Here is a 20,640-nt window from a genome sequence, read left to right on the forward strand (position 1 = left end):
CTTGATCCCTCCTCGGCAGTGGAACGGAGAAGGTCATAGCCAAGATCGTGGGTCCTGCAGGCGGGTTCGAACACCTCCGGGAGCGGGACGGGTGAAGAGCATGACCCATGCGGGTTTGTTGCGAAACCGGCTTCCTCTCCGAGCGCGTAACCCAGGATCGAAGAGGATGCGTCGTCGAGTCGGCCCGTTTCCGTAAGTTGCCTGATGGCCACCGCCGCACCGTTCTGGCTGCCGTTGACAGACATAGTCGCTGCAGCCTGCCCATGAGCGATGCTGCAAATGACGATAAGAACAGACAGTTTCACAACCCAGTTTGCTTTCATGCACCGAACACTACGAACGGTATGTACCGGAGCAGATCCCCCTGCAGAGCGGTTTCCTCATCCCTCCCGAGGGGTATCACAGTGAGGGGTAGCACCATAGAGGTAGGTGAAAGTAGCTCCTGAGAGGGACGACTTCCGGCAACCAAGTTCCCTATCGTTCTAGTTATGAAATCCCCTGCGCCCCGGAAAAGCTCCACTCGCACCTGGATTGCACAACACCGAGTGTGGATCTTTATCGTGCCGGTCTCGCTGATCCTCTTCACTATCACCTGGCCGACTTTCTCTGCGACCCATGACGCACCTGTCTACTTGTGGCCGATTCTCGCAGCGATCGGCACGGCCCCACTGCTCCTGTGCCCACTCCACCCGTTCTGGGCCTGGGCCGGCGTTTCACTAGCTTGTCTCGTCGTAGCACCACTACATGCAAACCCCGATTTTCACCTCGCCTGGCCGGTGACCTTCCATCTGGCTCTCGGAATCTCATTCATCTGGGCTGGAATGACGGTGCGATCAAAGGAGCTTCCGTGGGTTTTCGTAGGGACCACTGCCTTGATGCTGGTCAATCCCACCTGGGATTCACGCTTTGGATGGGCGATCGGTGTACTGACAATCTGCGCATTCATTCTGCTGCTTCGACGACTCACCTCCTCACGCCGTGACCTTGAAACCTCCGCAGTGGAGCTCGCGCTTCAATCCGAGCTGAGGACCCAGGAGGCGAACCGACGGATTGCGGCGGAGGAACGCACCCGGTTGGCCAGGGATCTCCACGATGTCGTGGCTCATGAAATGTCCATGGTGGTGGTACAGGCGCAATCGGCCCCCTACCGGTTGAAGAATGTCACACCCGCGGTTCATGCTGAATTTGACGCCATCGCCGAAACTGCCCGCAAGGCTCTCGATGAGGTGCGCGGCATGCTCGGTGTACTCCGTTCCGATGCGGAGGCCCTGGCAACCACGCCGATCGGGGCCAGTCAGATCCTGCCGACCCTTCAGAATGCCAGACGCTCAGGAGTCGATATCGCATGGACCATCAATGGCGATCTGAACAATGTGGATGAAGCAACCGGGGTGGTACTCCACCGGGTCCTTCAGGAATCCCTCTCCAACGCGTCACGGCACGCCCCCGGCGGTGCGGTACTGGTCACGGCGGATCTGGAGGCACGCGACAGCCGGGACAATCCCCTCGCTTACCTGCAGATCACAAACAGCCCTGCCGCCAATGGCGAGTTGCCGACTCCGGAAAGCACCGGTGGCTCCGGGATTAAGGGCATGGCCACGCGGGTACGGGCGGTTGGAGGTGCGTTCTCGGCGACGCCTGAATCAGATGGCGGTTTTACCGTCACGGCGGAGATACCCTTGAAACGGTGATCGGCCAAGGAACACTCACCCGTTTACATTAGAACATGGGATCGGTTTATGTTGCAGTAATAGCACTGTAAAATAACTAAACTACTCTCAAATAGCTCTTGTGTTCTATTGCCTTAATTGGTAGAATTATAGCTAACTTGGGAAAGGGGGAACGATGTCAAGCATCGCGGATGACGTCCGGCAGATCGAAACAGCACTCAACCGCATTATTGATGTCTTCACCCCCAACCCCACCGCAGAGGCCTTCAGGAACAACGTCGAAGCACTTGTGGCACTGGAAAAGGTGGTCAATCTCAAATCAATCATCGATGCCGGCGTGGCAAAGTCCGCGGAACGCGCCTAGGCAGGTGATCTTGTCGGATCCATCAATTTCATCGACTTCCTGATCAAGAGACTCGGGATCTCCCGCTCCGAGGCTTTCCGCCGCGTGCAGCTGGCTGAACAGTATTTCGGGGACACCGAACCTGAGCCCGAGAATCACTCAGAACCGGACTCCGGTTTCAACAAAGAAACCGAGGAGCAGCGCCGCCAACGCGAGGCTGCGGAGAGGGCACGTGCCGAGGAACGGCGCCGCCGTCGCGAAGAAGAGGAGCGCAAGAAGCAGGAGGCACTCAGACGCGCCCGTGCGGAAAAACTCAGCCGCGAGAAACAGGACATTATCAATCAGGAACTCCGGCATCTCAACGGTGGGACAAGCCCGTCCCGCCCTGACCTGTTCGCCCGGGCCATGCAGCAGGCCGAATCGCGCACCCCAGAGGACCTTCGCCAATGGGTTCGTGCCCAGGTCCATAAGGCCAATGCATCCACCATCGATCCCTTCGCGGCGATCAAGAAGCGCAAACTGAACATCTCCAAGCAGGACTCCGACGGTGGAGCCTTTGTCAATGGCTACTTCCCTGCCGAGGTCATCGTGATGCTCTCCGCCGCACTTGCCCCCTCCGGCAGGCCGGGCCATCTTCTGGAGGATCCGACGGTCCAGGACAAGCGGACCCTACCTCAGCGCAGGGCGGATGCCTTCGCAGAGATACTCCGGAGGTACTCCTCGGATTCGCTGAAAAACCGCGGCGGGATCGGCACCATAGTCGTCTCCCTCTCCGCCAAGGACATATCCGATCTGGAAAGCACCGGCCCGGGCAACCGTTACCCGACCATGCAGGGTGTTGCACTGACACCATTCGAGATCCTTCGACTCGGCGCCGCCAAGTTCGACTTCGGTACGGTGCTCGACACCAAATCGGGCAGGCCACTGCACCTCGGGCGAACCTCCCGCTCAGCGTCCCTGGAACAACGACTGGCGCTACTGGCCTCGCAACTGGTCTGCTCCGGCGTCGACTGTGATGAACCCCTCGGCAATTGCGATGTCCACCACATCAGATCCTGGTTCGACGGTGGGCCCACCGACATCGAGAACCTCACCGGCCTCTGCCGCCGCGACCACGGCAACAACCGGGATCAACGCGATGGATTCCGGAACCAGGGACATTGCGACACTGATCCGAAAACCGGGCGAGTCGGATTCAAACCCCCCGACGGAGGGATTGTGTTCAACGAATCCTTCGCCCAACAACAATCCGGTGGTGCGAGGACCAGGAATCAATCATGGCCGGATCTCGGAGATGACCCGCCCGAAGGCCACCTGTTCTAGACCTGCCCCGGACTCGACCGAAACCGTGGCGACCCTAAACCTGATTGTAGGAATGCTCGACAGCGTTATTCCACCCTGCGTAAAGGCGTTCACGCTCCTCCGCGCCCATCTGGGGGCTCCACACCTTCTTTTCCGACAGCAACGAAGCGATCTCCTCGGTGCTGTGGAAGAACCCTGAACCCAATCCGGCGGCGAACGCCGCGCCGAGCGCGGTGGTTTCCACATCACCCGGCCGGATGATGTCAATCCCCAGGATGTCAGCCTGCAGCTGCATCAGGAGTTCATTTTCCACCATGGCCCCATCAACCCGGAGCGCATCAAGGGTGCTTCCCGCATCCTTTGCCATGGCATCTACCACCTCGCGGGTCTGATACGCATTGGCCTCCAGAACCGCCCGCGCAATATGGTAGCGGTTGGCAAATCGCGTCAATCCGGTGATCACGCCCCGGGCATCGGGGCGCCATCTGGGAGCAAAAAGACCCGAGAACGCCGGGACCACATACACGCCGCCATTGTCGGGAACCTCCCTCGCCATGTCCTCGATCGCCGGTGCGCTGGGGATCAGGCCGAGTGAATCCCTCAGCCACTGCACCAGTGAGCCGCCCATGGATACGGAGCCCTCCAGGGCGAACACCGGCTCCCGCCCCTGCTGCTGATATGCCACGGTGCTCAGCAGTCCGTGCTCGGAGAAGCGGAGCTCCTCACCTGTATTCATGAGCAGGAACAGTCCGGTGCCATAGGTGTTCTTGATGTCCCCCTCGTGAAAACCACCCTGGCCGAAGAGCGCCGCCTGCTGATCACCGAGGACGCCCCGGATCGGCACGTCGGCGAGAGTGCCCCGGTGGCGGACCGAACGGAAGTCGCCTATGGAAGGTCGGATCTGCGGCAGCATCGACATCGGGATTCCGAGCGCATCGCACAGCTCGGGATCCCATTCCTGGGTCCTGAGATCCATCAGCAGGGTGCGACTGGCGTTGGTGACGTCGGTGACGTGGAGTGCCGGATCGCCGTCGTCGCCAAGCACACCTCCGGTGAGGTTCCACAGCAACCAGGTGTCCACGGTGCCGAAGTAGAGTTCGCCCCTCTCGGCGCGCTCGCGCGCCCCCTCGACGTTGTCCAGGATCCACTTGATTTTCGGCCCCGCCGGGTAGGAGTTGATAAGCAGTCCGGTGCGCCCCAACCATTTCTGTTGGCCCTCCTCTCCGGCGAGCTCCTGGCAGATGTCCGCGGTACGGGTGTCCTGCCAGACGATGGCGTTGTACACCGGCTCCCCGGTGGCCCGATCCCAGACAATGGTGGTTTCACGCTGATTGGTCACACCAACCGATGCGATGGCATAGGCGGTGATGTCGATGGCGACCATCGCCTGGCTGACCACAGATCGAACATTGTCCCAGATTTCATTCGGATCATGCTCCACCCAGCCCTGGGCGGGAAAGATCTGACGGTGCTCCTTCGAGGCCGAGGACACCACGTCACCTTCCGCATTCATGATGATGCACCTGGTCGAGGTCGTTCCCTGATCAATGGCCGCGATGTAGGAGTTTGCCTTCGTCGTTGTCATGGCCCTTATCTTTACATGCTGCGGGGCAAAATTCACCGCAGTTGCAGCAAACCCGCCGATGGCCGCCCATGCCACGATGGCGCCGCATTGCGGAACCCGAAGGATTTCACTTGATGGATTTGTCCCCTTCCCATGGGGTTCACTCTTTGCCGGTACCTTCTGACAGGCGCCCCGCGGGCTTCGCGGTCAAGGTCGCACCCGGATCGTCCGGCACGTACCTGCCGGTGTCCCTTCACCGCCAACACTCAGGAGTATGTCCATGGCTTCAATCAGTTTCGATAGCGTCCAGTGCTACTACCCCGGATCGGATCGTCCTGCGGTCTCGAACCTCAGTCTCGACATCCGGGATGGGGAATTCCTCGTCCTCGTCGGCCCCTCCGGCTGCGGCAAGTCCACCACCCTGCGTATGCTCGCCGGCCTTGAGGAGGTCTCCGAGGGGACCATCAGCATCGCGGGCCGCGACGTCACCGGGGTGTCGCCCAAGGACCGCGACATCGCCATGGTTTTTCAGAACTACGCGCTCTACCCCCATATGACGGTCGCCGAGAACATGGAGTTCGGCCTCAAGATCGCCGGCGTATCAAAGAAGGAGCGGCGACAGAAGGCGGAGCAGGCGGCGTCGCTGCTGGGTCTTCATGAGCTTCTTGATCGCAAGCCCAAGGAGCTGTCCGGCGGCCAGCGCCAGCGCGTCGCAATGGGTCGCGCGGTGGTCCGCGAACCCAAGGCATTCCTGATGGATGAGCCACTTTCCAATCTTGACGCCCGCCTCCGTGTTCAGATGCGCACGGAAGTCTCCCGCCTGACCAAGCAGCTCGGGATCACCACGGTCTACGTCACCCATGACCAGACCGAGGCGATGACCATGGGCGATCGTGTTGCGGTACTCAAGGACGGTGAGCTCCAGCAGGTCGCCACTCCTTCCGAGCTCTACGACAATCCGGCGAACACTTTCGTCGCCGGATTCATCGGATCACCATCAATGAGCCTTTTCGACGCCCCAGTCTACGGGGACGGCCTCTCCATAGGGCGCAGCACCGTGACGCTGCCCCGGGGGCTGCAGGATTCCACCGAACGCGGCCGGCTGCTGGTGGGAATTCGACCCGAGGACATGCAGCTGAGCACCTCCCGCGAAAACACCTGCGTTGAGCTCACCGTCACCGCCGTCGAGGTCCTGGGCTCCGAGGCCTATATCTACGGCACCACCAGAATCTCCCCGAATGCGGACCCGTCCAATTTGACGGTTCGCACCGATGGGCGCCGGCACCCGCAGGTGGGCGACGTCGTCGGAGTGTCCATCAATGAGGAACACCTCCACCTCTTCGACCCCGCCACCGGCAACCGCCTCAACAACAGCGTCGAGTTCGCGATGAACTGATCACCCCGGACTGGAAAAGCGCGTGATAGGCACAGTTTGTTCACGCCGAATCGACTCCACCCCGGCTACCCCCGAAATCAGGGATGAAGGTGAACAGCAGGCAAACCACGGTGAACACAAAGCCCGGAACACGGAGCGAAGGTTAATAATACCAATCCCCTTCCTGTCGCCCCTCAAACCGCAAATGAACAATCAGTAACATACATCGCGGTTTATATTCAGCACCTATATGGTGATTCAGGGCCCCAGACTTATGCTGCCTGACCTGCATTTATCGTGCACAGGTACCCATTTTGCAGCTATCTGGCGCCCTCCTTCCGCGACTGTATCTGACGTCGCGGCATCAATCTTGACCATGAAAAGAGTTTCCTTCATATGTCCATTACCGCACCTCCCGGGGATCTCGTTTCCCCGCTCCGGGAAGCGACGTCACAACCCGGGACCCGGGCACGAAAACGCGGCAAATACACCTGGAAAGAAACTCTTACCTTCTTTCTCTTCATTTTCCCGAATCTCTCCGTGATCCTGGTCTTTTCCTATTGGCCCACCCTCTACAACGCCTTCTTCAGTCTCGTCGAGTGGGATTTCGTCCAACCCACAATGACATGGGTGGGGCTGAAAAATTACACCGATCTGTTCTCGAGCGCCCAGTTCCCCAAGATCATCACCAACACCCTCGTGTTCACCGCAATAACGGTGGTGGGCACGCTCATCGGAGGCCTGGGCATCGGTCTTCTCCTGTCGAAAAGGCTCAGATTCAGCGGCCTCGCCCGCACCCTCACCTTCGCCCCGCACATGATTCCGGGCGCGGTGGTCGGAATCCTGTGGCTGTTCATGTTCGATCCCAACTACGGTCTCAGCCGCTGGCTGTTCGGACTCTTCGGTGAAAACTCACCGCAGTGGACCTCGACATCGGCCTGGTCGCTGTGGGCCATCATCATCGCCTACTCATGGCAACAGATCGGTTTCGTGGCAATCATCTACTACACCGCGATCCTCGACCTTCCCAAGGACCTCTTCGAGGCGGCGGCCGTCGACGGCGCCGAGGGATGGAAGCTGTTTACCAACATGACGATTCCCCTGCTGCGCCCTGTCACCTTCTTTCTGCTCATCACCGGCATTATTTCCAGCGCACAGGCTTTCGACATCATAGCGACCCTGACCGAGGGCGGCCCGGGCATCTCGTCCACGACACTGACCTGGTCCATCTATGAGGAGGCCTTCCACAACTTCGACATCGGGGCATCGGCCGCGCAGTCGATGGTGCTCTTCGTCTTCCTCATGATCGTTACCGCCGTACAAATGCGCTATGTCAAAAGGAGCGTTGACTGATCATGACTCTGAGCACCACCACACCCACGGACCCGACGGCTGATTCCCCCACGGCACCTGATCGCGGCGAAGGCACCCCGCTCCCGGAAATCCCCAGCGGGCGAGGAACGGTCACCACGATTGTCACCAGGGTTGTTCTCTACGGTCTGCTCCTGCTGACCATGCTCGCCTTCTTCATCCCCCTGTACTGGATGTTCAGTTCAGCGGTGAAACCGGAATCAGAGATCTATTCCTGGCCGATCTCCTGGATACCCAGCTCCATCTCGTGGCAGGGGTTCGTCGACGCCTGGACGACGGCACCCTTCGGTCGATTCTTCGTCAACTCAATTATCACGAGCACCGTGGGTACCGTCCTTGAAGTAACCTTCGCCATCTTCTGCGCCTATGCATTCGCCTTCATCCGGGCACCCTTCAAGACCCCCCTGTTCATCCTGCTTCTCGGCTCGATGATGCTCCCCGGTCACGTGACACTGCTGGTCAACTACATCACCATCGCGAACCTGGGTTGGCTCAACACCTACCAGGGGCTGATCCTGCCGGGTGTCGGCACCGCCTTCGCCATGTTTCTGCTTCACCAGCAGATGCAACAGGTGCCACAGGCGCTGATCGATTCCGCCCGGATCGACGGCGCCGGCCATCTCCGCCAACTGTTCTCCATCGTGCTTCCGATGAGCGCGCCCATGGTGATCACCGCATCCCTGATCGTGTTCATGGGCAAGTGGAACAGCTATGTCTGGCCGCTCATCGTGACCAGCACCGTGGAGATGCGCACCCTGCCCATCGGTCTGAAGTTCCTGCAGAGCCAGGAAGGCTACACCAACTGGGGGTCGGTCATGGCAGGTGCCGTGATCGTATCCGCCCCGATGCTCATCGTGTTCTTCCTTGCCCAGAAGCGCATCATCGGCGGCATCAGCGCCGGCGCGCTCAAGGGCTGAGAACCGCCCCCCAAACCCCAAGTCATCACCTCCAAGAAGGAATGTGGAAACACCAATGAACGATCCCAGAAATCTCATCCTCAGCCGTCGCTCAGTTCTTGCCGCCATGGGTATCGGTGCGGCGGGCCTCAGCCTGAGCAGCTGCGTCGGAGTGTCCACCGGCAGCGACACAGGCTCCGATTCTGCCGAGGAAACCACTCTACGCACCGACTTCCATCAGGCCCCGGTCGAGGTTCCCGCCGAGTACCGCGACCGCACGGTGATTCTGTTCTGGGCACCCTTCACGGGCGTCAACTTCGAGGCCCTGACAAAGCTCTTCGATGACTTCAACAAGTCCCAGACCGACATCTACGCCGCGGCCCAGTCCCAGGGCAGTTACAACGACCTCTACCAGAAGTTCACCGCAGCCCTGCAGGCGAGGGAGGTTCCCGATATCGTCTGTTTCCCCGAGCACCGGTGGCTCCAGTACTGGCAGTCCGACGCCCTCGTTCCGCTGGACAGGTACTTCGACGACTCCTGGTCACTCGACGTCTACATGCAGAACTACGTGAAGGAGGGCATGGCCGGCGACAAGACATATGTGGTTCCCTTCGCCCGCTCCACTCCGCTGTTCTACTACAATAAGGACCGTTTCCTCGAGGCCGGCCTCCCGGAGGAGGGCCCCAGGACCTGGTACGAGTACGCCGAGATGGCACCGGAACTCCTGCGGCTGGATGCAGGGGGCAATCCGCTGAAGGCCTTCGCGTTCAGCGGTGATGACCAGTGGTACGGCCAGTCACACATCTGGGCCTGGGGCGGCAACTTCTCCCGTGACACCACCGTCACGGTCGATGAGGGCCCGATGGCGGAATGGCTTGATTGGAAGCGCAAGTTCATCCACACCGACGGATTCGGGTACATGGCCAAGTCCGGATTCACCGATTTCACCACCGGAATCTCCGCCGCCTGCCACGGTTCCACGGCCTCCCTGGCCGGGGCGAAGAAGACCGCCGAGTTCCGGATCGGCACCGCGTTCATGCTCGGCAAGGATTCCGCCGGCCCCAAGGTTCCCACGGGAGGTTCGGGCCTTTCCATCGTCAAGGCCGAATCCCAGGAGCGCCAGGACGCCTGCGCGGAACTCTTCCGCTTTCTCGCACAGCCGGAGAAGTCAGCCCAGTGGCATCAGGACACCGGCTACCTGCCCATCGTGAACGCCGCCCGCGACACCGACATTGTGAAGAGGATCGTGGCGGAGGACCCGAACTACAAGACCGCCCTGAATCAGGTGGTTAATGCCCAGACCGCGGACACCATCACCTGGTGGGAGGCACCCGTGGAAAAGATCGATGAGACCATGGCCTCCGTGTACGGCGACAACGCCGATCCCGCCACCCAGATACCCGCACTGCAGTCGGCCCTCGAAGAGAGCATGAACCGCTACGCTGACACCATCAGGAAGGTCCAGTAATGAACAATCAGCGTCTTCTTCTGATCTCCGTCGATGCGATGGAGGATGTCGATGTCGCATACGCGCGCACCCTCCCCTCCTTCGCACGCCTGATTGATGGCGCCGCCCGCGCCCAGATCCGATCGATCTTCCCCACCCTGACCTACCCGATCCACTCCGCACAGGTGACGGGATGCCCTCCGGCCCAGAGCGGAGTGTTTAACAATGTGCTGATGCAGCCGGGCATCGACCATCCGGACTGGTTCTGGGACTACTCCTGCCTGAAGGTACCCACCTTCCTCGACGCGGCCCACGCCGAAGGCCGGAGCATTGCGGTTGTCCAGTGGCCCGTCACGGCGAGGGCCCCCTTCGAGGTGGTTGTCCCCGAGATCGGAAATGTCGAGGCCACCGGAGGCCTCGTGGAGACAATGCGCGCGGTGACCTCTCCACGTGGCTTCGAGCTCTTCGAGCGACATCGGGATCTCATCATCACCGAGCCCAAAACCAACCACGGCCCCTTCGCTGCCGCCGTGGGCGCCGATGTGCTCCGCGAGGATCAACCGGATGTGATGCTCATTCATCTGGTTGAGCTGGATTCAGCCCGGCATCTGCACGGCCCCAACGGTCCCCATGTCAATGAGGCCCTGGACATCATCGACGAACGGCTCGGTGTCCTCCTCAAAGGCCTCGATGACTCGGGCAACGCCGATGAAACCAATATCATCATGGTGTCCGACCATGGCCAGCTGGAAACGGTGCAGCACACCAATCTCAACATCCTGTTCCGTGACCGTGGGTTTCTCGAAACCGATGCCGAGAACAACCTCTTGAGCTGGGACGTCTATCTCCACAGCTCGGGGCTGTCCGGACAGATCTTCCTGCGTGAAGGCATCGGTGAGCAGCGCCGCCGCGAGATCGAGGAGCTGCTCGAGGACATCGTCGCGGAGCCCCGGTACCGGATACGCGAGATCCTCACCGCCACGGAGGCCCGGGAGGTCTACGGACTTGACGGGCCCTTCACCTGGGTCGTGGAATCCGAACCAGGCGTCATCGTGGGAGGCGCACTCGACCGCCGCGTCGTGGTGCGACGCGAGGATCCGGACTTCCGTGGCTACCTGGGCAACCACGGGCACCATCCGACGCAGGGGGACCAGCCGGTCTTCTTTGCAACCGGACCGGCGTTCATTCCCGATTGCGACGCCGGCCGCCGGGAGATCCTCGATGAGGCCCCGACCTTCGCAAAGGTGCTCGGCGTTTCGCTGCCCACCGCCCGTGGCAGGTCAATCGATGAGCTGCTGATCCCCGGCCTGCGCTAGGGGATCCTGCTCAGAACCACCATTCGAGCACGTCGGCCACCCCGGCATCGTTGTTGCTCGCGGTCACGAAATCCGCCACGCCCTTCACCTCGGGGCGGGCGTTTCCCATGGCCACCCCGCGACCCGCCCACTGCAGCATCTCTATGTCATTGGGCATGTCGCCGAAGCAGATGACGTCCGTCTGCGCCACACCGTGCATCTCGGCGAGCAGAGACACCCCGAGCGCCTTGGTTACTCCTGGCGCCGCCACCTCCAGCAGCCCGCCCGACATGGAGAAGGTGACGTGGGCCATGTTCTCCGGGATGACCGGCCGGATGATGTCGAACATCTGCTTCGATTCAAGGACATCGCTGCGCAGCAGCAGCTTCGTCGCCGGCTGTGCCAGGACCCCGGCCTCCTCGACGACACCGTGCTCCGCGGTGTCCCAGGCATGCACATATTCAGGGGTGACCAGGAAAAGCTCATCGATGCGATCATAGGCCGAGGCACCGGCGCGTTCCACCGCCACGCTGATGCCTCCGTGCGGGGCCATCGCCTCGCGCGCGGCACCGACGATCCACCCCATATCCGCGGCGCTCAGGGTATGCGCTGCGATGATCCGGTCCGAAGCGGAATCATAGAGCACCGCACCATTGGCGCAGACGCACACCGGGCGCACCGACAACTGGTCGAGCACCGTGAAGATCCACCGCGCCGGCCGCCCGGTGGCCAGCGCCATGGCAACGCCGTGCGCATCGAGCCGGGCGATGACCTCGCGCAACCGCCGCGGAACACGTTCCGAGGAGTTGATCAGGGTTCCATCGACGTCGCTGGCCACGAGCCGCGGAGCCGAGCCGGGAACGTGCATGAATTTCAACTACTTTCTGCGTTTGGCTTTCTTTGCTTGTCGACGCTCACGTTCCGCGATCTCCAGCAGTCCGGCGCGCTCCAGGTCCGGTGCGCCGCCGCCCAGCGAAGCTGGGCGCCACGGCTCACCTCCGGCGAAGGGACCGAACTCCCTTTCGTATTCGCTGCGGACGGCGTCGAGAAGCGTCACCATTGCCTCGTGCAGCCGCGCGGTAGCCGCCTCAGGCTCACCCGTCGGATCGACCGGCTTCCCGACCGAGATGATGATCGGGGTCCTGGACCGGCCGAGATTCCTCTCGATATCCTTGGTGATGATGCGCTGCCCACCCCAGATGATCAGTGGGATCAGCGGCACCTCCGCTGCCGCGGCGATGCGCACCGCCCCAGTTTTCAGGCCCTTGATCTCGAAGCTGCGGGAGACGGTGGCCTCGGGGAAGATGCCCACCAGCTGCCCGTTCCGCAGCCTGTTGATGGCATCGTCGAGTGACCCGGCACCGTGGGCGCGGTCGACGCTGGCGTGGTGCATCCCGCGCATCAGGGCCCCGACCACCGGGGTGTCGAAGATCTCCTTCTTCGCCATGAATCGCACCAGGCGTTTGCCACGCAGCAGGGCCGGCACCCCGCCGAGGATGAAATCATAGTAGCCGGTGTGGTTGATTGCGAGAAGTGCTCCGCCCTCGGCCGGAATGTTCTCGGCACCGTGGATGTAGATTCGCAGCCCCTGTGCCTTCAGGACGCCGCGGATCGCATTGATGATGATCCGGTTGTAGAGCAGTTCCTTCGACTCGGTGGGATGCGGCGGCACCTTCGATGTGCTCTCATCGACCCAGAATCCGAATCGCCTGGTCATATTCTCCATGACGGCCTACTTCACGGGCTCGAGGACATCCCTGCCCACGAATGGGCGCAGCGCCTCGGGGACGAGGACGCTGCCGTCGGCCTGCTGGTTGTTCTCCAGAATGGCGACCAGCCAGCGGGTGGTGGCCAGCGTGCCGTTGAGGGTCGCCGCGATCTGGGGCCTGCCGTTGCCATCGCGGTAGCGGGTCTGCAAACGCCGAGCCTGGAAGGTGGTGCAATTCGAGGTCGAGGTCAGCTCGCGGTAGGTCTGCTGGGTGGGCACCCATGCCTCGGTGTCGAATTTGCGGGCCGCGGACGCACCGAGGTCTCCACCTGCGACGTCGATGATGCGGTAGGGGACCTCGACGGCCGCGAGCATGTCACGCTCCATCCCGAGCAGCTGCCGGTGCTGCTCCTCCGCCTCCTCCGGCCTGCAGTAGACGAACATCTCCACCTTGTCGAACTGATGGACACGCAGAATTCCGCGGGTGTCCTTGCCATAGGAGCCGGCCTCACGACGGAAGCAGGAGGACCAGCCCGCGTACTTCACCGGGCCGGCCGAGAGGTCGATGATCTCGTCCTTGTGATAACCGGCCAGCGCCACCTCGGAGGTCCCCACCAGATACATGTCATCGCGCTCGAGATAGTAGATCTCCTCGGAGTGATCACCCAGGAATCCCGTGCCCGCCATGATCTCCGGACGCACGAGCACCGGTGGGATCATCATGGTGAAACCCGCCGCGGTGGCCTTCTGCGCCGCCAGCTGAAGCATTCCAAGCTGCAGCAGCGCGCCGTAACCGGTGAGATAGTAGAAGCGGGCGCCGGAGACCTTCGTGCCACGCTTCATGTCGATCAGGCCGAGCGATTCACCGAGCTCCAGGTGATCCCTTGGCTCGAAATCGAAGATGCGGGGTTCCCCGACCGTCTCCAGGACCACGAAATCCTCTTCACCACCGGCGGGCGCGCCGGTGACCACGTTGGGCAGCTTCATCTGCAGGTCGTGCACCGCCGCCTCCGCTGATTCCTGCGCCGCCTCCGCCTCCCTGACCCTGGCCTTGAGATCATTGGAGCCCTCAAGCAGTGCGGGACGCTCCTCCGGGGAAGCCTGACCGATCTTCTTGCCAAAGGCCTTCTGCTCTGCGCGCAGGTCATCGGCCACCTTGATGGCGTCGCGGCGGGATTCGTCGGCACTGATTAGTTCGTCCACCAGGCCCGGGTCCTCGCCACGCGTGATCTGGGAGGAGCGAACGACGTCGGGATTGTCACGGAGGAATTTCAGATCAATCATGAACTTCAATCTACCGTGGACACGGCACCCCCGGATACTTGAGGCCAAAAGCGGTTTCATCCACGTGGTTATGACCAGATAGACTAGAGTTAAAAACATGTCTGATGCCGAGCGCGCACCCGAGGATGTCCCAGCCGGATCCGCTGCCCTCCCACACCGGATACTCAACGACGGGCCGAAGCCGAAGCATCAACAGCTCCGCGAAATACTCGAGGAGGTGTGCACCACCGTCTTGCAACCCGGGGACATGCTGCCCGGCGAGCGGGTGCTTGAGGAGAAGTACGGTGTCAGCCGCATCACGGTCCGGCGCGCCATCGGGGACCTGGTGGCATCGGGCCGGCTGAAACGGGCCCGGGGAAAGGGCACATTCGTTGCCCACGCCCCGCTGGTCTCCCGGCTCCACCTGGCCTCCTTCTCCGCGGAGATGGCCGCCCAGAACCTGAGCGCCTCGAGCAGGATCCTGTCCTCATCCAGGGGACCCGCCCCCGATGAGATCGCCGACTTCTTCGGCACCGACCGAGGCAACCAGCACATCACCCTTCGTCGGCTCCGGCTGGGCAACGGCCGCCCCTACGCCATCGACAACGGCTGGTACAACGCCAATGTGGCACCGGATCTGCTGGAAAATGATGTCTACAACTCCGTCTACGCGATCCTCGACCGCGTGTACCACGTCCCGGTCACCGAAGCCGAACAAACAGTCACCGCGGTCGCCGCCGATGAGGAATCGGCACAACTGCTCGATGTCCCACCCGGCGCCCCCCTGCTGCGGATTCTTCGCCAGTCCATTTCCGTGGACAAACCGGTTGAATGGTGCGTGTCGCTGTACCGCACCGACCGCTACTCCCTGAAAACCCTTGTTTCCCGCTCGGAGGATCTTTAGCCGCGCACCCTCTGCGTGGCATGATGGTGACAATCATGAGTACAGGCACAGAGAACCCCAACACCGGGCACCCCCGTGGCGCCCGTTCCGCCTTCGCGGTGAGAACAATGCTTGTTGCCGCCCTGGCCGGCACCGCCGCCGTCGGCGCCTACTCCTATTCGATCAATCAGAATTCACCGGAGGGCCGGGTCGCACAGCCCGTCACCCAGGCGTCCTCCCCCACGACCACCCAGGTGGCATCCTTCACCACCGCCGATGTCGGAGCCTGCGCAACCTGGGACGTCAATGACGACGGTCAGGTCTCCGGATTCGATCAGGTCAGCTGCGACCAGGAGCACCGCTTCGAAATCTCCGCGCGCGAGGATCTCGCCGCGTACCCCAGCTCCGAGTTCGGCCCCTCCGCCGCCCCTCCGAACCTGACCAGGCAGGCGCAGCTGCGCGAGGAACTCTGCCAGGCCCCCACCCTCGCCTACCTGGACGGGCGTTTCGACCCTGCCGGCCGCTACACCATAGCCCCGATCCTGCCCTCCGCCGAAGCCTGGGCCGCCGGCGACCGAACCATGCTGTGCGGACTGCAGGCCACCGATTCCAACGGAACCCCGCAATTGACGGTCGGACCGATCTCCGCCAACGATCAGTCACGGGTGTTCGCAATCGGGGCCTGCATCCGGGTGGAATCCTCAGCGGAGTTCCGCGAGGTCGACTGCGCCGGGGACCATCACCTTGAGGCGGTATCCACCGTCAACCTGGCCGTCCCCTTTCCCAACGGCGTGCCGAGCACCGAGGAGCAGAACAGCTTCCTCGGTAACACTTGCACCCAGGCGGCCATTGACTACCTGGGCGGCGAGGAGAACCTCTACCAGTCCACCCTGCAGACCTTCTGGCCCACCCTCACCGCCAACTCCTGGGTCGGAGGCTCGAACAGCGTCAACTGCTATCTGATGTCACCATCCACCGGAGGCAATGCAACCTTCAACAGTCTGCAGGGCTCCGCACGGGGCGCCTTCACCATCAACGGCACACCACCGCCCCCGCAACCGGAGCGTGAGCCTCTACGCAGCAGCGCGGGAGCGACTCCGTGATCGAGGTGAGCGAGGAACGCTTCGAGGAACTTGTGGATCAGGCGCTGGACACGATTCCCGAGGCTTTTCTCCGGCACATGCGCAATGTGGTGATCCTCATCGATGACTACAACGAGGAGTCCCGCAACATCCTCGGCCTCTACCACGGGGTGGCGCTGCCGGAACGTACCTTCGACCACGGCGGCCTCCCCGACACCATCACCTTCTACAAGGGTGCCCTGCAGGATTACTGCCATTCCGAGGAACAGCTCGTCGAGCAGGTGCGGATCACGGTGATGCACGAGGTGGGACACTACTTCGGGCTCAGCGAGGAGGATCTGCACCGGCTGGGCTACGGATAGCTCAATGTGCTCCACGTGTGACGGCGATGAGCCTCACTCGACTGGACACATCAAAGGTACGCATCAACCCAGACATCGTCTTTTTCACCGACACCTCCGACACACCAAGGCAACCAGCGATCTGGCGATTACTCTTACCCTGATGCAACAACCCGAGCACAGACCGTTCACGATCACTTAACTCCACCGACAACGTGCTCAACGGCGACACCAAATACTGACGCAAATTTGATGCAGCCACCGGGGAAATAACCGTACCCCCAGCCGCAACGGCAACAACTGCATCAATAATCTCCCTGCGCCGGGCACTTTTTAACACAAACCCCCACGCACCGGCATGCAGCATCCGCAGCATCGCCTGATCCTCATTAAACGACGTCACCGCAATCACCCTGGCCAAGGCCCCACGAGCCGACAACTCCTCAGTCAGCCCGACGCCATCCATGATCGGCATCCGAACATCGCACAGCACCACCTCCGCTTCATTCGACAGTAGGAAATCCCGTGCCTGCAGGCCATTGTCAGCAACGCCAACTACTGAAATGTCCTCGGAGGCAGCGAGAGCAGCAGACAACGAGTCACGGAAAAACACCTCGTCATCGACCACCAACACCCGAATGGGAGAGCCCTGCCTTTGTGCCATCAGGACCAACTAAGGGCGGCACACCGGCAAGTTCGGAAACGTATCACACAGCCAGCTCTGAGTAGCAACAAGCGGCACAAGCTCAAGCAGGAGAAGCATTTCTAGACTTCCTTCACAGTAGTTTTCACTGGCACCATCAAAGTGACCTGCCAGGTAGTTGACGTAGATGACATTGACGCAGCCCCACCCACATCCCTTAATCTCGCCCGGATATTGCCCAAGCCCATCCCAAAGCCACCAATCGTGTTGGGCGAACTAGACACTGCCATCCGCTGGTTTGAGACACCAACATCGATCCATCCATCACGATCGACCACGTCGATTATCACCGTTGAGCGTTGCGGTGCATGCTTAATGATATTGGCGGTGACCTCATTGAACACCAAAGCGAAGGCGGTTTCCACAGCAGTATCTATCCGCATTCCCGGATCAATGCCGTCACACTCAACGTCAAAGCCTGCGGTGTCAAGAAGATACGCCGACGAAGCGATCGTTTCCCCGATCGATGCCGTATGCCACACACCGATCGACGAGGTGGACGAGAAATCCGTCTCCGCAAGCTGTGCCATGAGTTCATGAAGATCCCGGATCGACGCACGCCCAGCGGTCGCTATCATGCGCGCAGACTGCCGGGTGACTACCGGATCCTCCGGGTCCTCCTCGAGGCTATCGGCCTGGATAGTGATCATCGTCAGCGACCGGGCAAGACTGTCATGGAGATATCGCGACAACCCCACCCGAAGAGCCTCCTGGACTTGTCGCTGAGCCCGTTCTCGACGCACGGATTGAGCTGTCATCTGGAGGCGAAAATAACCGATACCTGCTGCAATACCCAGGAGAGCAAGTTCGAAGACTATGCCTGGGATATCAGAAACTGCTGGGCCAGTGGACAATGCGATTCCATAGGCGATAATCATCCACTGCAGGGAAATGATCGATCCAAGAACCGCTCTACCCGCAGCGATCGCATACTGAACCGCCACGTAGACAATCAACCCCGACAGCAGAAGATGCTCGCCCAAGCTAGTTGTCACCAGCACACCGACGACACACAGTGGGATTACAGCCCATCCACCCCTAACCAGCAACAACGGAATAATGCACGCAGTGAAAAACTCAATGAGGATACCCCACGGCATGGCTGCAGGCGACAACAACGACAAAGCAATGATCACGACAGCGAGAAACGATTCAGCGCGAGCATGGGCTGTGGCGCGAAGAAGTAGTTGGCCTATCGGTTGTCGATCCACCACCACTCCTAAAACATCCCACTGACAGACACCCGTGCGGTGCCTGACAAGCAATAACTCTATTGCCCACTGATCAACTCCCCTAGCGCCTTTTCCCCAGCGCACCGTTTCCCCAGGAAAAGGCCGAAATGTATACCTTTGGTACCCCCTGGGTTCGGGTGAAAAGCCACGAAAATACCGCCTCCAACGACTTCTCAAGGGTTTCTGCGGTTATGTTCAGGGCGTCCACATTGTCATCTCAGAATGGAAGGGATTTGGACGTGAAACTACGACGACGAGCCACCGGTATCCTCACCGCAGCGTTGATGATCGCAGGAATCACCGCGCCTGTAGCCAGTGCACAGGCGGAGCGGGTAATCACCCCAGAGCAGCACGACGCTTATGTCCAGGAGTTCCAACAAGACCCCGTAAGGCCACCGGTTGTTGACGGGGTCGGCGGATACACCGACGACGAGGTCGCAGAAATCCAGGAAGCCATCCGTCAGGCGGAGAACTCCGGGCCACCCAAGGATGAGCTGGTTCCAGGGGAAATGTGGTCAGACAAGGTTGACCTACCAGCACGTGTGGATAAGGCAACAGCAGACGAGTCTGAGATTAAGCTCTCGCAGGAACGCTCTCGCCCGCAGGCCCGTGGTCTGGCTGCGGCAGCGCAATGCCAGAGTTTCTGGCTCTCGCCCTACCAGGTATGTGGGGCTATTCTCGAGCGCTACAACCAACTGGGTGGGGCCACAAGCTGGCTATTGGCACCGATTGAAAACCAGACCTTGAACCCTGACGGGCAGGGGTATCGTCAGCGGTTCATGAACGGGTTCATCTACTACCACCCCACGACCGGTGCGCATGCTGTGACCAACCGCAACGCGCAGGTCTGGGAACGAAACGGATGGGAATCCGGGTGGATGGGCTACCCCACCGGCGGAGAAGTACCTGTCACAGGATCCACTCCCATTGAAGGTGAAGCTAACGGATGGGTGCAAACCTTCCAGGGCGGACGCATCTACCGATCCCAGATAACCAATGGATTCCAGGTCGCTAGTATCAATGGCTTGATCTTGGACAAATGGCTTGAAGAAGGCGGGCCTAGTGGTGCTCTTGGCTTTCCCATCGCAGATGAAGCAGGCACTCCAGATAGTCTCGGTCGTTTCAGTGTCTTTCAATGGGGCTCTTTGTATTGGTCGCCCACTTCAGGCGCGCATGCAGTTTACGGACCGGTCTTGGAGAAATGGGCAGAAAACGGATATGAGAATGGCTCTTACGGGTACCCTATTTCAGACATTACAGGCGAGATTACTGGCGAAGAGCATCAGGAGTTTCAAGGCGGTCGGATCTCGTCAGGTCCCGAGATCACTGGAGTCGCGTACACCGCTGACGGTAAGGAGGTGGGCGAAAACTATGATGATATGTGGGAGTGTGTTGGGGGCTACGATACCGGCCGCCTTACGTTCTTCCATAAAACAGGGCAGAATCTATACTGCAAAGACTTTCGTCACATTTTTGCGAGACACATGCCCAACAACTTAACCATCGGCGTCTGGAGGGATTTTCAGGTTTGCGTTGCGGCGACTCTCGCTTCCTCAGAAAGGTGGGAGCCGAATGAGATTGGGACCTATGGAAGGACTCGCTATAATACCTACACAAAAACGAGAAGCTGGGTTGTAGTTTGGAACAATTCCAATAACGTCCGGACTGCGTATACCAGTGGTGAAGGCGGGAGGGAATGGTCGAAGTGTCGGTACCTCGTAAGACCTTAGAATTGAATCCTGATTATGGATCTCCGTGGGGTCTGTGGTCTAGTTCCCCTGTCATCCCGGCACATCACGGCGCTTTCCTCACACCCGATAGCTTTCTCTTAAGCACATCACTAAAAGAACGGCTGAACAATTGGCTTGATTCGTGGAGAAAGAACTTCGTCAATGCTGGTGAAGGCGAGATGACCACATGGCGATCTGGATTCGACCAGTTCGTTTGGGCGAGAGAAGGAGATGCCATTTCAGATCTAATAGAAAAGGAAGCACCTGACTTTAAAGTTGTCAGAGGTTATCTATCCTACTTGGAGCCGAATTAGAGGGGTCTGCTGGACGGATAGGTGACATCGGATCTGGCTTGACCGAATGGTGGGCATGGAAGGTTGTTGCTGTGTCTAAGCCCTACCTACCGGCGAGGAAAACTGCAGGATCGGATAGAAC

Annotated in this window: 18 protein-coding genes; 12 read left to right on the plus strand and 6 right to left on the minus strand. The window is 60.5% G+C overall.

What is annotated here, in order from left to right:
• Window positions 1-875 precede the first annotated feature (875 nt).
• The 3 genes from B7E02_RS00740 (at window position 876) to B7E02_RS00745 (ending at window position 3,336) form a co-directional block, all read left to right on the plus strand.
• A complete protein-coding gene (locus B7E02_RS00740; protein WP_179129620.1) occupies window positions 876-1,691 on the plus strand; it encodes a sensor histidine kinase in 816 nt (271 codons plus the stop codon).
• A 154-nt stretch (window positions 1,692-1,845) separates the two neighbouring features.
• Window positions 1,846-2,034 carry a hypothetical protein gene (locus B7E02_RS14560; RefSeq protein WP_245802110.1) on the plus strand — a complete coding sequence of 63 codons (189 nt, stop codon included), beginning with the start codon at window positions 1,846-1,848 and terminating at the stop codon, window positions 2,032-2,034.
• An 84-nt stretch (window positions 2,035-2,118) separates the two neighbouring features.
• Window positions 2,119-3,336: an HNH endonuclease signature motif containing protein gene (locus B7E02_RS00745; RefSeq protein ID WP_245802111.1), complete on the plus strand. Its 1,218-nt coding sequence runs from the start codon at window positions 2,119-2,121 to the stop codon at window positions 3,334-3,336.
• Between the two features lie 34 nt (window positions 3,337-3,370).
• Here the strand turns inward: B7E02_RS00745 and glpK are convergent, their stop codons facing one another.
• A complete protein-coding gene (glpK, locus tag B7E02_RS00750; RefSeq protein WP_080791846.1) occupies window positions 3,371-4,900 on the minus strand; it encodes a glycerol kinase GlpK in 1,530 nt (509 codons plus the stop codon).
• A gap of 259 nt (window positions 4,901-5,159) precedes the next feature.
• Between glpK and B7E02_RS00755 the strand changes: the two genes are divergently transcribed.
• The 5 genes from B7E02_RS00755 to B7E02_RS00775 all read left to right on the plus strand — a co-directional run bounded on the left by B7E02_RS00755 (window position 5,160) and on the right by B7E02_RS00775 (window position 11,284).
• Window positions 5,160-6,275 carry an ABC transporter ATP-binding protein gene (locus tag B7E02_RS00755; protein ID WP_080791848.1) on the plus strand — a complete coding sequence of 372 codons (1,116 nt, stop codon included), beginning with the start codon at window positions 5,160-5,162 and terminating at the stop codon, window positions 6,273-6,275.
• A gap of 519 nt (window positions 6,276-6,794) precedes the next feature.
• A complete protein-coding gene (locus B7E02_RS00760) occupies window positions 6,795-7,607 on the plus strand; it encodes a carbohydrate ABC transporter permease (protein WP_218672364.1) in 813 nt (270 codons plus the stop codon).
• Window positions 7,608-7,609: 2 nt separating this feature from the next.
• Window positions 7,610-8,542 carry a carbohydrate ABC transporter permease gene (locus tag B7E02_RS00765; protein WP_080791853.1) on the plus strand — a complete coding sequence of 311 codons (933 nt, stop codon included), beginning with the start codon at window positions 7,610-7,612 and terminating at the stop codon, window positions 8,540-8,542.
• A 55-nt stretch (window positions 8,543-8,597) separates the two neighbouring features.
• Complete coding sequence (locus B7E02_RS00770) at window positions 8,598-9,989, plus strand: ABC transporter substrate-binding protein (protein ID WP_080791856.1); 1,392 nt, start codon at window positions 8,598-8,600, stop codon at window positions 9,987-9,989.
• Window positions 9,989-11,284: an alkaline phosphatase family protein gene (locus B7E02_RS00775; protein ID WP_080791858.1), complete on the plus strand. Its 1,296-nt coding sequence runs from the start codon at window positions 9,989-9,991 to the stop codon at window positions 11,282-11,284. The genes B7E02_RS00770 and B7E02_RS00775 overlap by 1 nt, the downstream gene beginning before the upstream one ends.
• Before the next feature lie 10 nt (window positions 11,285-11,294).
• On the opposite strand, the gene B7E02_RS00780 is transcribed toward B7E02_RS00775, so the two are convergent.
• The 3 genes from B7E02_RS00780 to serS are packed head-to-tail and all read right to left on the minus strand — an operon-like array spanning window position 11,295 to window position 14,255.
• Window positions 11,295-12,131, minus strand: a complete 837-nt coding sequence (locus tag B7E02_RS00780; protein ID WP_080794327.1) for a Cof-type HAD-IIB family hydrolase — start codon at window positions 12,129-12,131, stop codon at window positions 11,295-11,297.
• A gap of 9 nt (window positions 12,132-12,140) precedes the next feature.
• On the minus strand, window positions 12,141-12,980 hold the full coding sequence (locus tag B7E02_RS00785; protein ID WP_080791861.1) for a lysophospholipid acyltransferase family protein: 840 nt from the start codon (window positions 12,978-12,980) through the stop codon (window positions 12,141-12,143).
• Window positions 12,981-12,995: 15 nt separating this feature from the next.
• On the minus strand, window positions 12,996-14,255 hold the full coding sequence (gene serS / locus B7E02_RS00790) for a serine--tRNA ligase (RefSeq protein ID WP_080791864.1): 1,260 nt from the start codon (window positions 14,253-14,255) through the stop codon (window positions 12,996-12,998).
• A 97-nt stretch (window positions 14,256-14,352) separates the two neighbouring features.
• On the opposite strand from serS, the gene B7E02_RS00795 reads away from it, so the two are divergent.
• From B7E02_RS00795 to B7E02_RS00805, 3 genes are read left to right on the plus strand one after another with little or no spacing between them, the layout of a single operon-like run.
• Window positions 14,353-15,138, plus strand: coding sequence for a GntR family transcriptional regulator (locus B7E02_RS00795; protein WP_080791867.1), 786 nt, complete (start codon window positions 14,353-14,355; stop codon window positions 15,136-15,138).
• A gap of 35 nt (window positions 15,139-15,173) precedes the next feature.
• Window positions 15,174-16,220 (plus strand): septum formation family protein, encoded by a 1,047-nt coding sequence (locus B7E02_RS00800; RefSeq protein ID WP_245802112.1) that lies wholly within the window; start codon window positions 15,174-15,176, stop codon window positions 16,218-16,220.
• Window positions 16,217-16,561 (plus strand): metallopeptidase family protein, encoded by a 345-nt coding sequence (locus tag B7E02_RS00805; RefSeq protein WP_080791873.1) that lies wholly within the window; start codon window positions 16,217-16,219, stop codon window positions 16,559-16,561. Before B7E02_RS00800 ends, B7E02_RS00805 begins: the two co-directional genes overlap by 4 nt.
• Window position 16,562: 1 nt before the next feature.
• Here the strand turns inward: B7E02_RS00805 and B7E02_RS00810 are convergent, their stop codons facing one another.
• Both B7E02_RS00810 and B7E02_RS00815 read right to left on the minus strand, forming a co-directional pair.
• Window positions 16,563-17,204, minus strand: coding sequence for a response regulator transcription factor (locus B7E02_RS00810; protein ID WP_080794330.1), 642 nt, complete (start codon window positions 17,202-17,204; stop codon window positions 16,563-16,565).
• Window positions 17,205-17,305: 101 nt separating this feature from the next.
• On the minus strand, window positions 17,306-18,454 hold the full coding sequence (locus B7E02_RS00815; RefSeq protein ID WP_143336584.1) for a sensor histidine kinase: 1,149 nt from the start codon (window positions 18,452-18,454) through the stop codon (window positions 17,306-17,308).
• A gap of 260 nt (window positions 18,455-18,714) precedes the next feature.
• Between B7E02_RS00815 and B7E02_RS00820 the strand changes: the two genes are divergently transcribed.
• Window positions 18,715-20,205, plus strand: a complete 1,491-nt coding sequence (locus B7E02_RS00820) for an LGFP repeat-containing protein (RefSeq protein WP_143336673.1) — start codon at window positions 18,715-18,717, stop codon at window positions 20,203-20,205.
• The last annotated feature ends 435 nt before the right edge of the window (window positions 20,206-20,640 follow it).

Source organism: Corynebacterium pacaense, from assembly GCF_900169525.1.
Taxonomy (GTDB): Bacteria; Actinomycetota; Actinomycetes; order Mycobacteriales; family Mycobacteriaceae; genus Corynebacterium; species Corynebacterium pacaense.

Bases quoted from the DNA above. Each gene is read 5' to 3' on its own strand.
- B7E02_RS00755 (WP_080791848.1), top strand. From the start codon at position 5,160: ATGGCTTCAATCAGTTTCGATAGCGTCCAGTGCTACTACCCCGGATCG.
- B7E02_RS00770 (WP_080791856.1), top strand. From the start codon at position 8,598: ATGAACGATCCCAGAAATCTCATCCTCAGCCGTCGCTCAGTTCTTGCC.
- B7E02_RS00785 (WP_080791861.1), bottom strand. From the start codon at position 12,980: ATGACCAGGCGATTCGGATTCTGGGTCGATGAGAGCACATCGAAGGTG.
- B7E02_RS00740 (WP_179129620.1), top strand. From the start codon at position 876: ATGCTGGTCAATCCCACCTGGGATTCACGCTTTGGATGGGCGATCGGT.
- B7E02_RS00775 (WP_080791858.1), top strand. From the start codon at position 9,989: ATGAACAATCAGCGTCTTCTTCTGATCTCCGTCGATGCGATGGAGGAT.
- B7E02_RS14560 (WP_245802110.1), top strand. From the start codon at position 1,846: ATGTCAAGCATCGCGGATGACGTCCGGCAGATCGAAACAGCACTCAAC.
- serS (WP_080791864.1), bottom strand. From the start codon at position 14,255: ATGATTGATCTGAAATTCCTCCGTGACAATCCCGACGTCGTTCGCTCC.
- B7E02_RS00800 (WP_245802112.1), top strand. From the start codon at position 15,174: ATGAGTACAGGCACAGAGAACCCCAACACCGGGCACCCCCGTGGCGCC.
- glpK (WP_080791846.1), bottom strand. From the start codon at position 4,900: ATGACAACGACGAAGGCAAACTCCTACATCGCGGCCATTGATCAGGGA.
- B7E02_RS00795 (WP_080791867.1), top strand. From the start codon at position 14,353: ATGTCTGATGCCGAGCGCGCACCCGAGGATGTCCCAGCCGGATCCGCT.
- B7E02_RS00810 (WP_080794330.1), bottom strand. From the start codon at position 17,204: ATGGCACAAAGGCAGGGCTCTCCCATTCGGGTGTTGGTGGTCGATGAC.
- B7E02_RS00780 (WP_080794327.1), bottom strand. From the start codon at position 12,131: ATGCACGTTCCCGGCTCGGCTCCGCGGCTCGTGGCCAGCGACGTCGAT.
- B7E02_RS00765 (WP_080791853.1), top strand. From the start codon at position 7,610: ATGACTCTGAGCACCACCACACCCACGGACCCGACGGCTGATTCCCCC.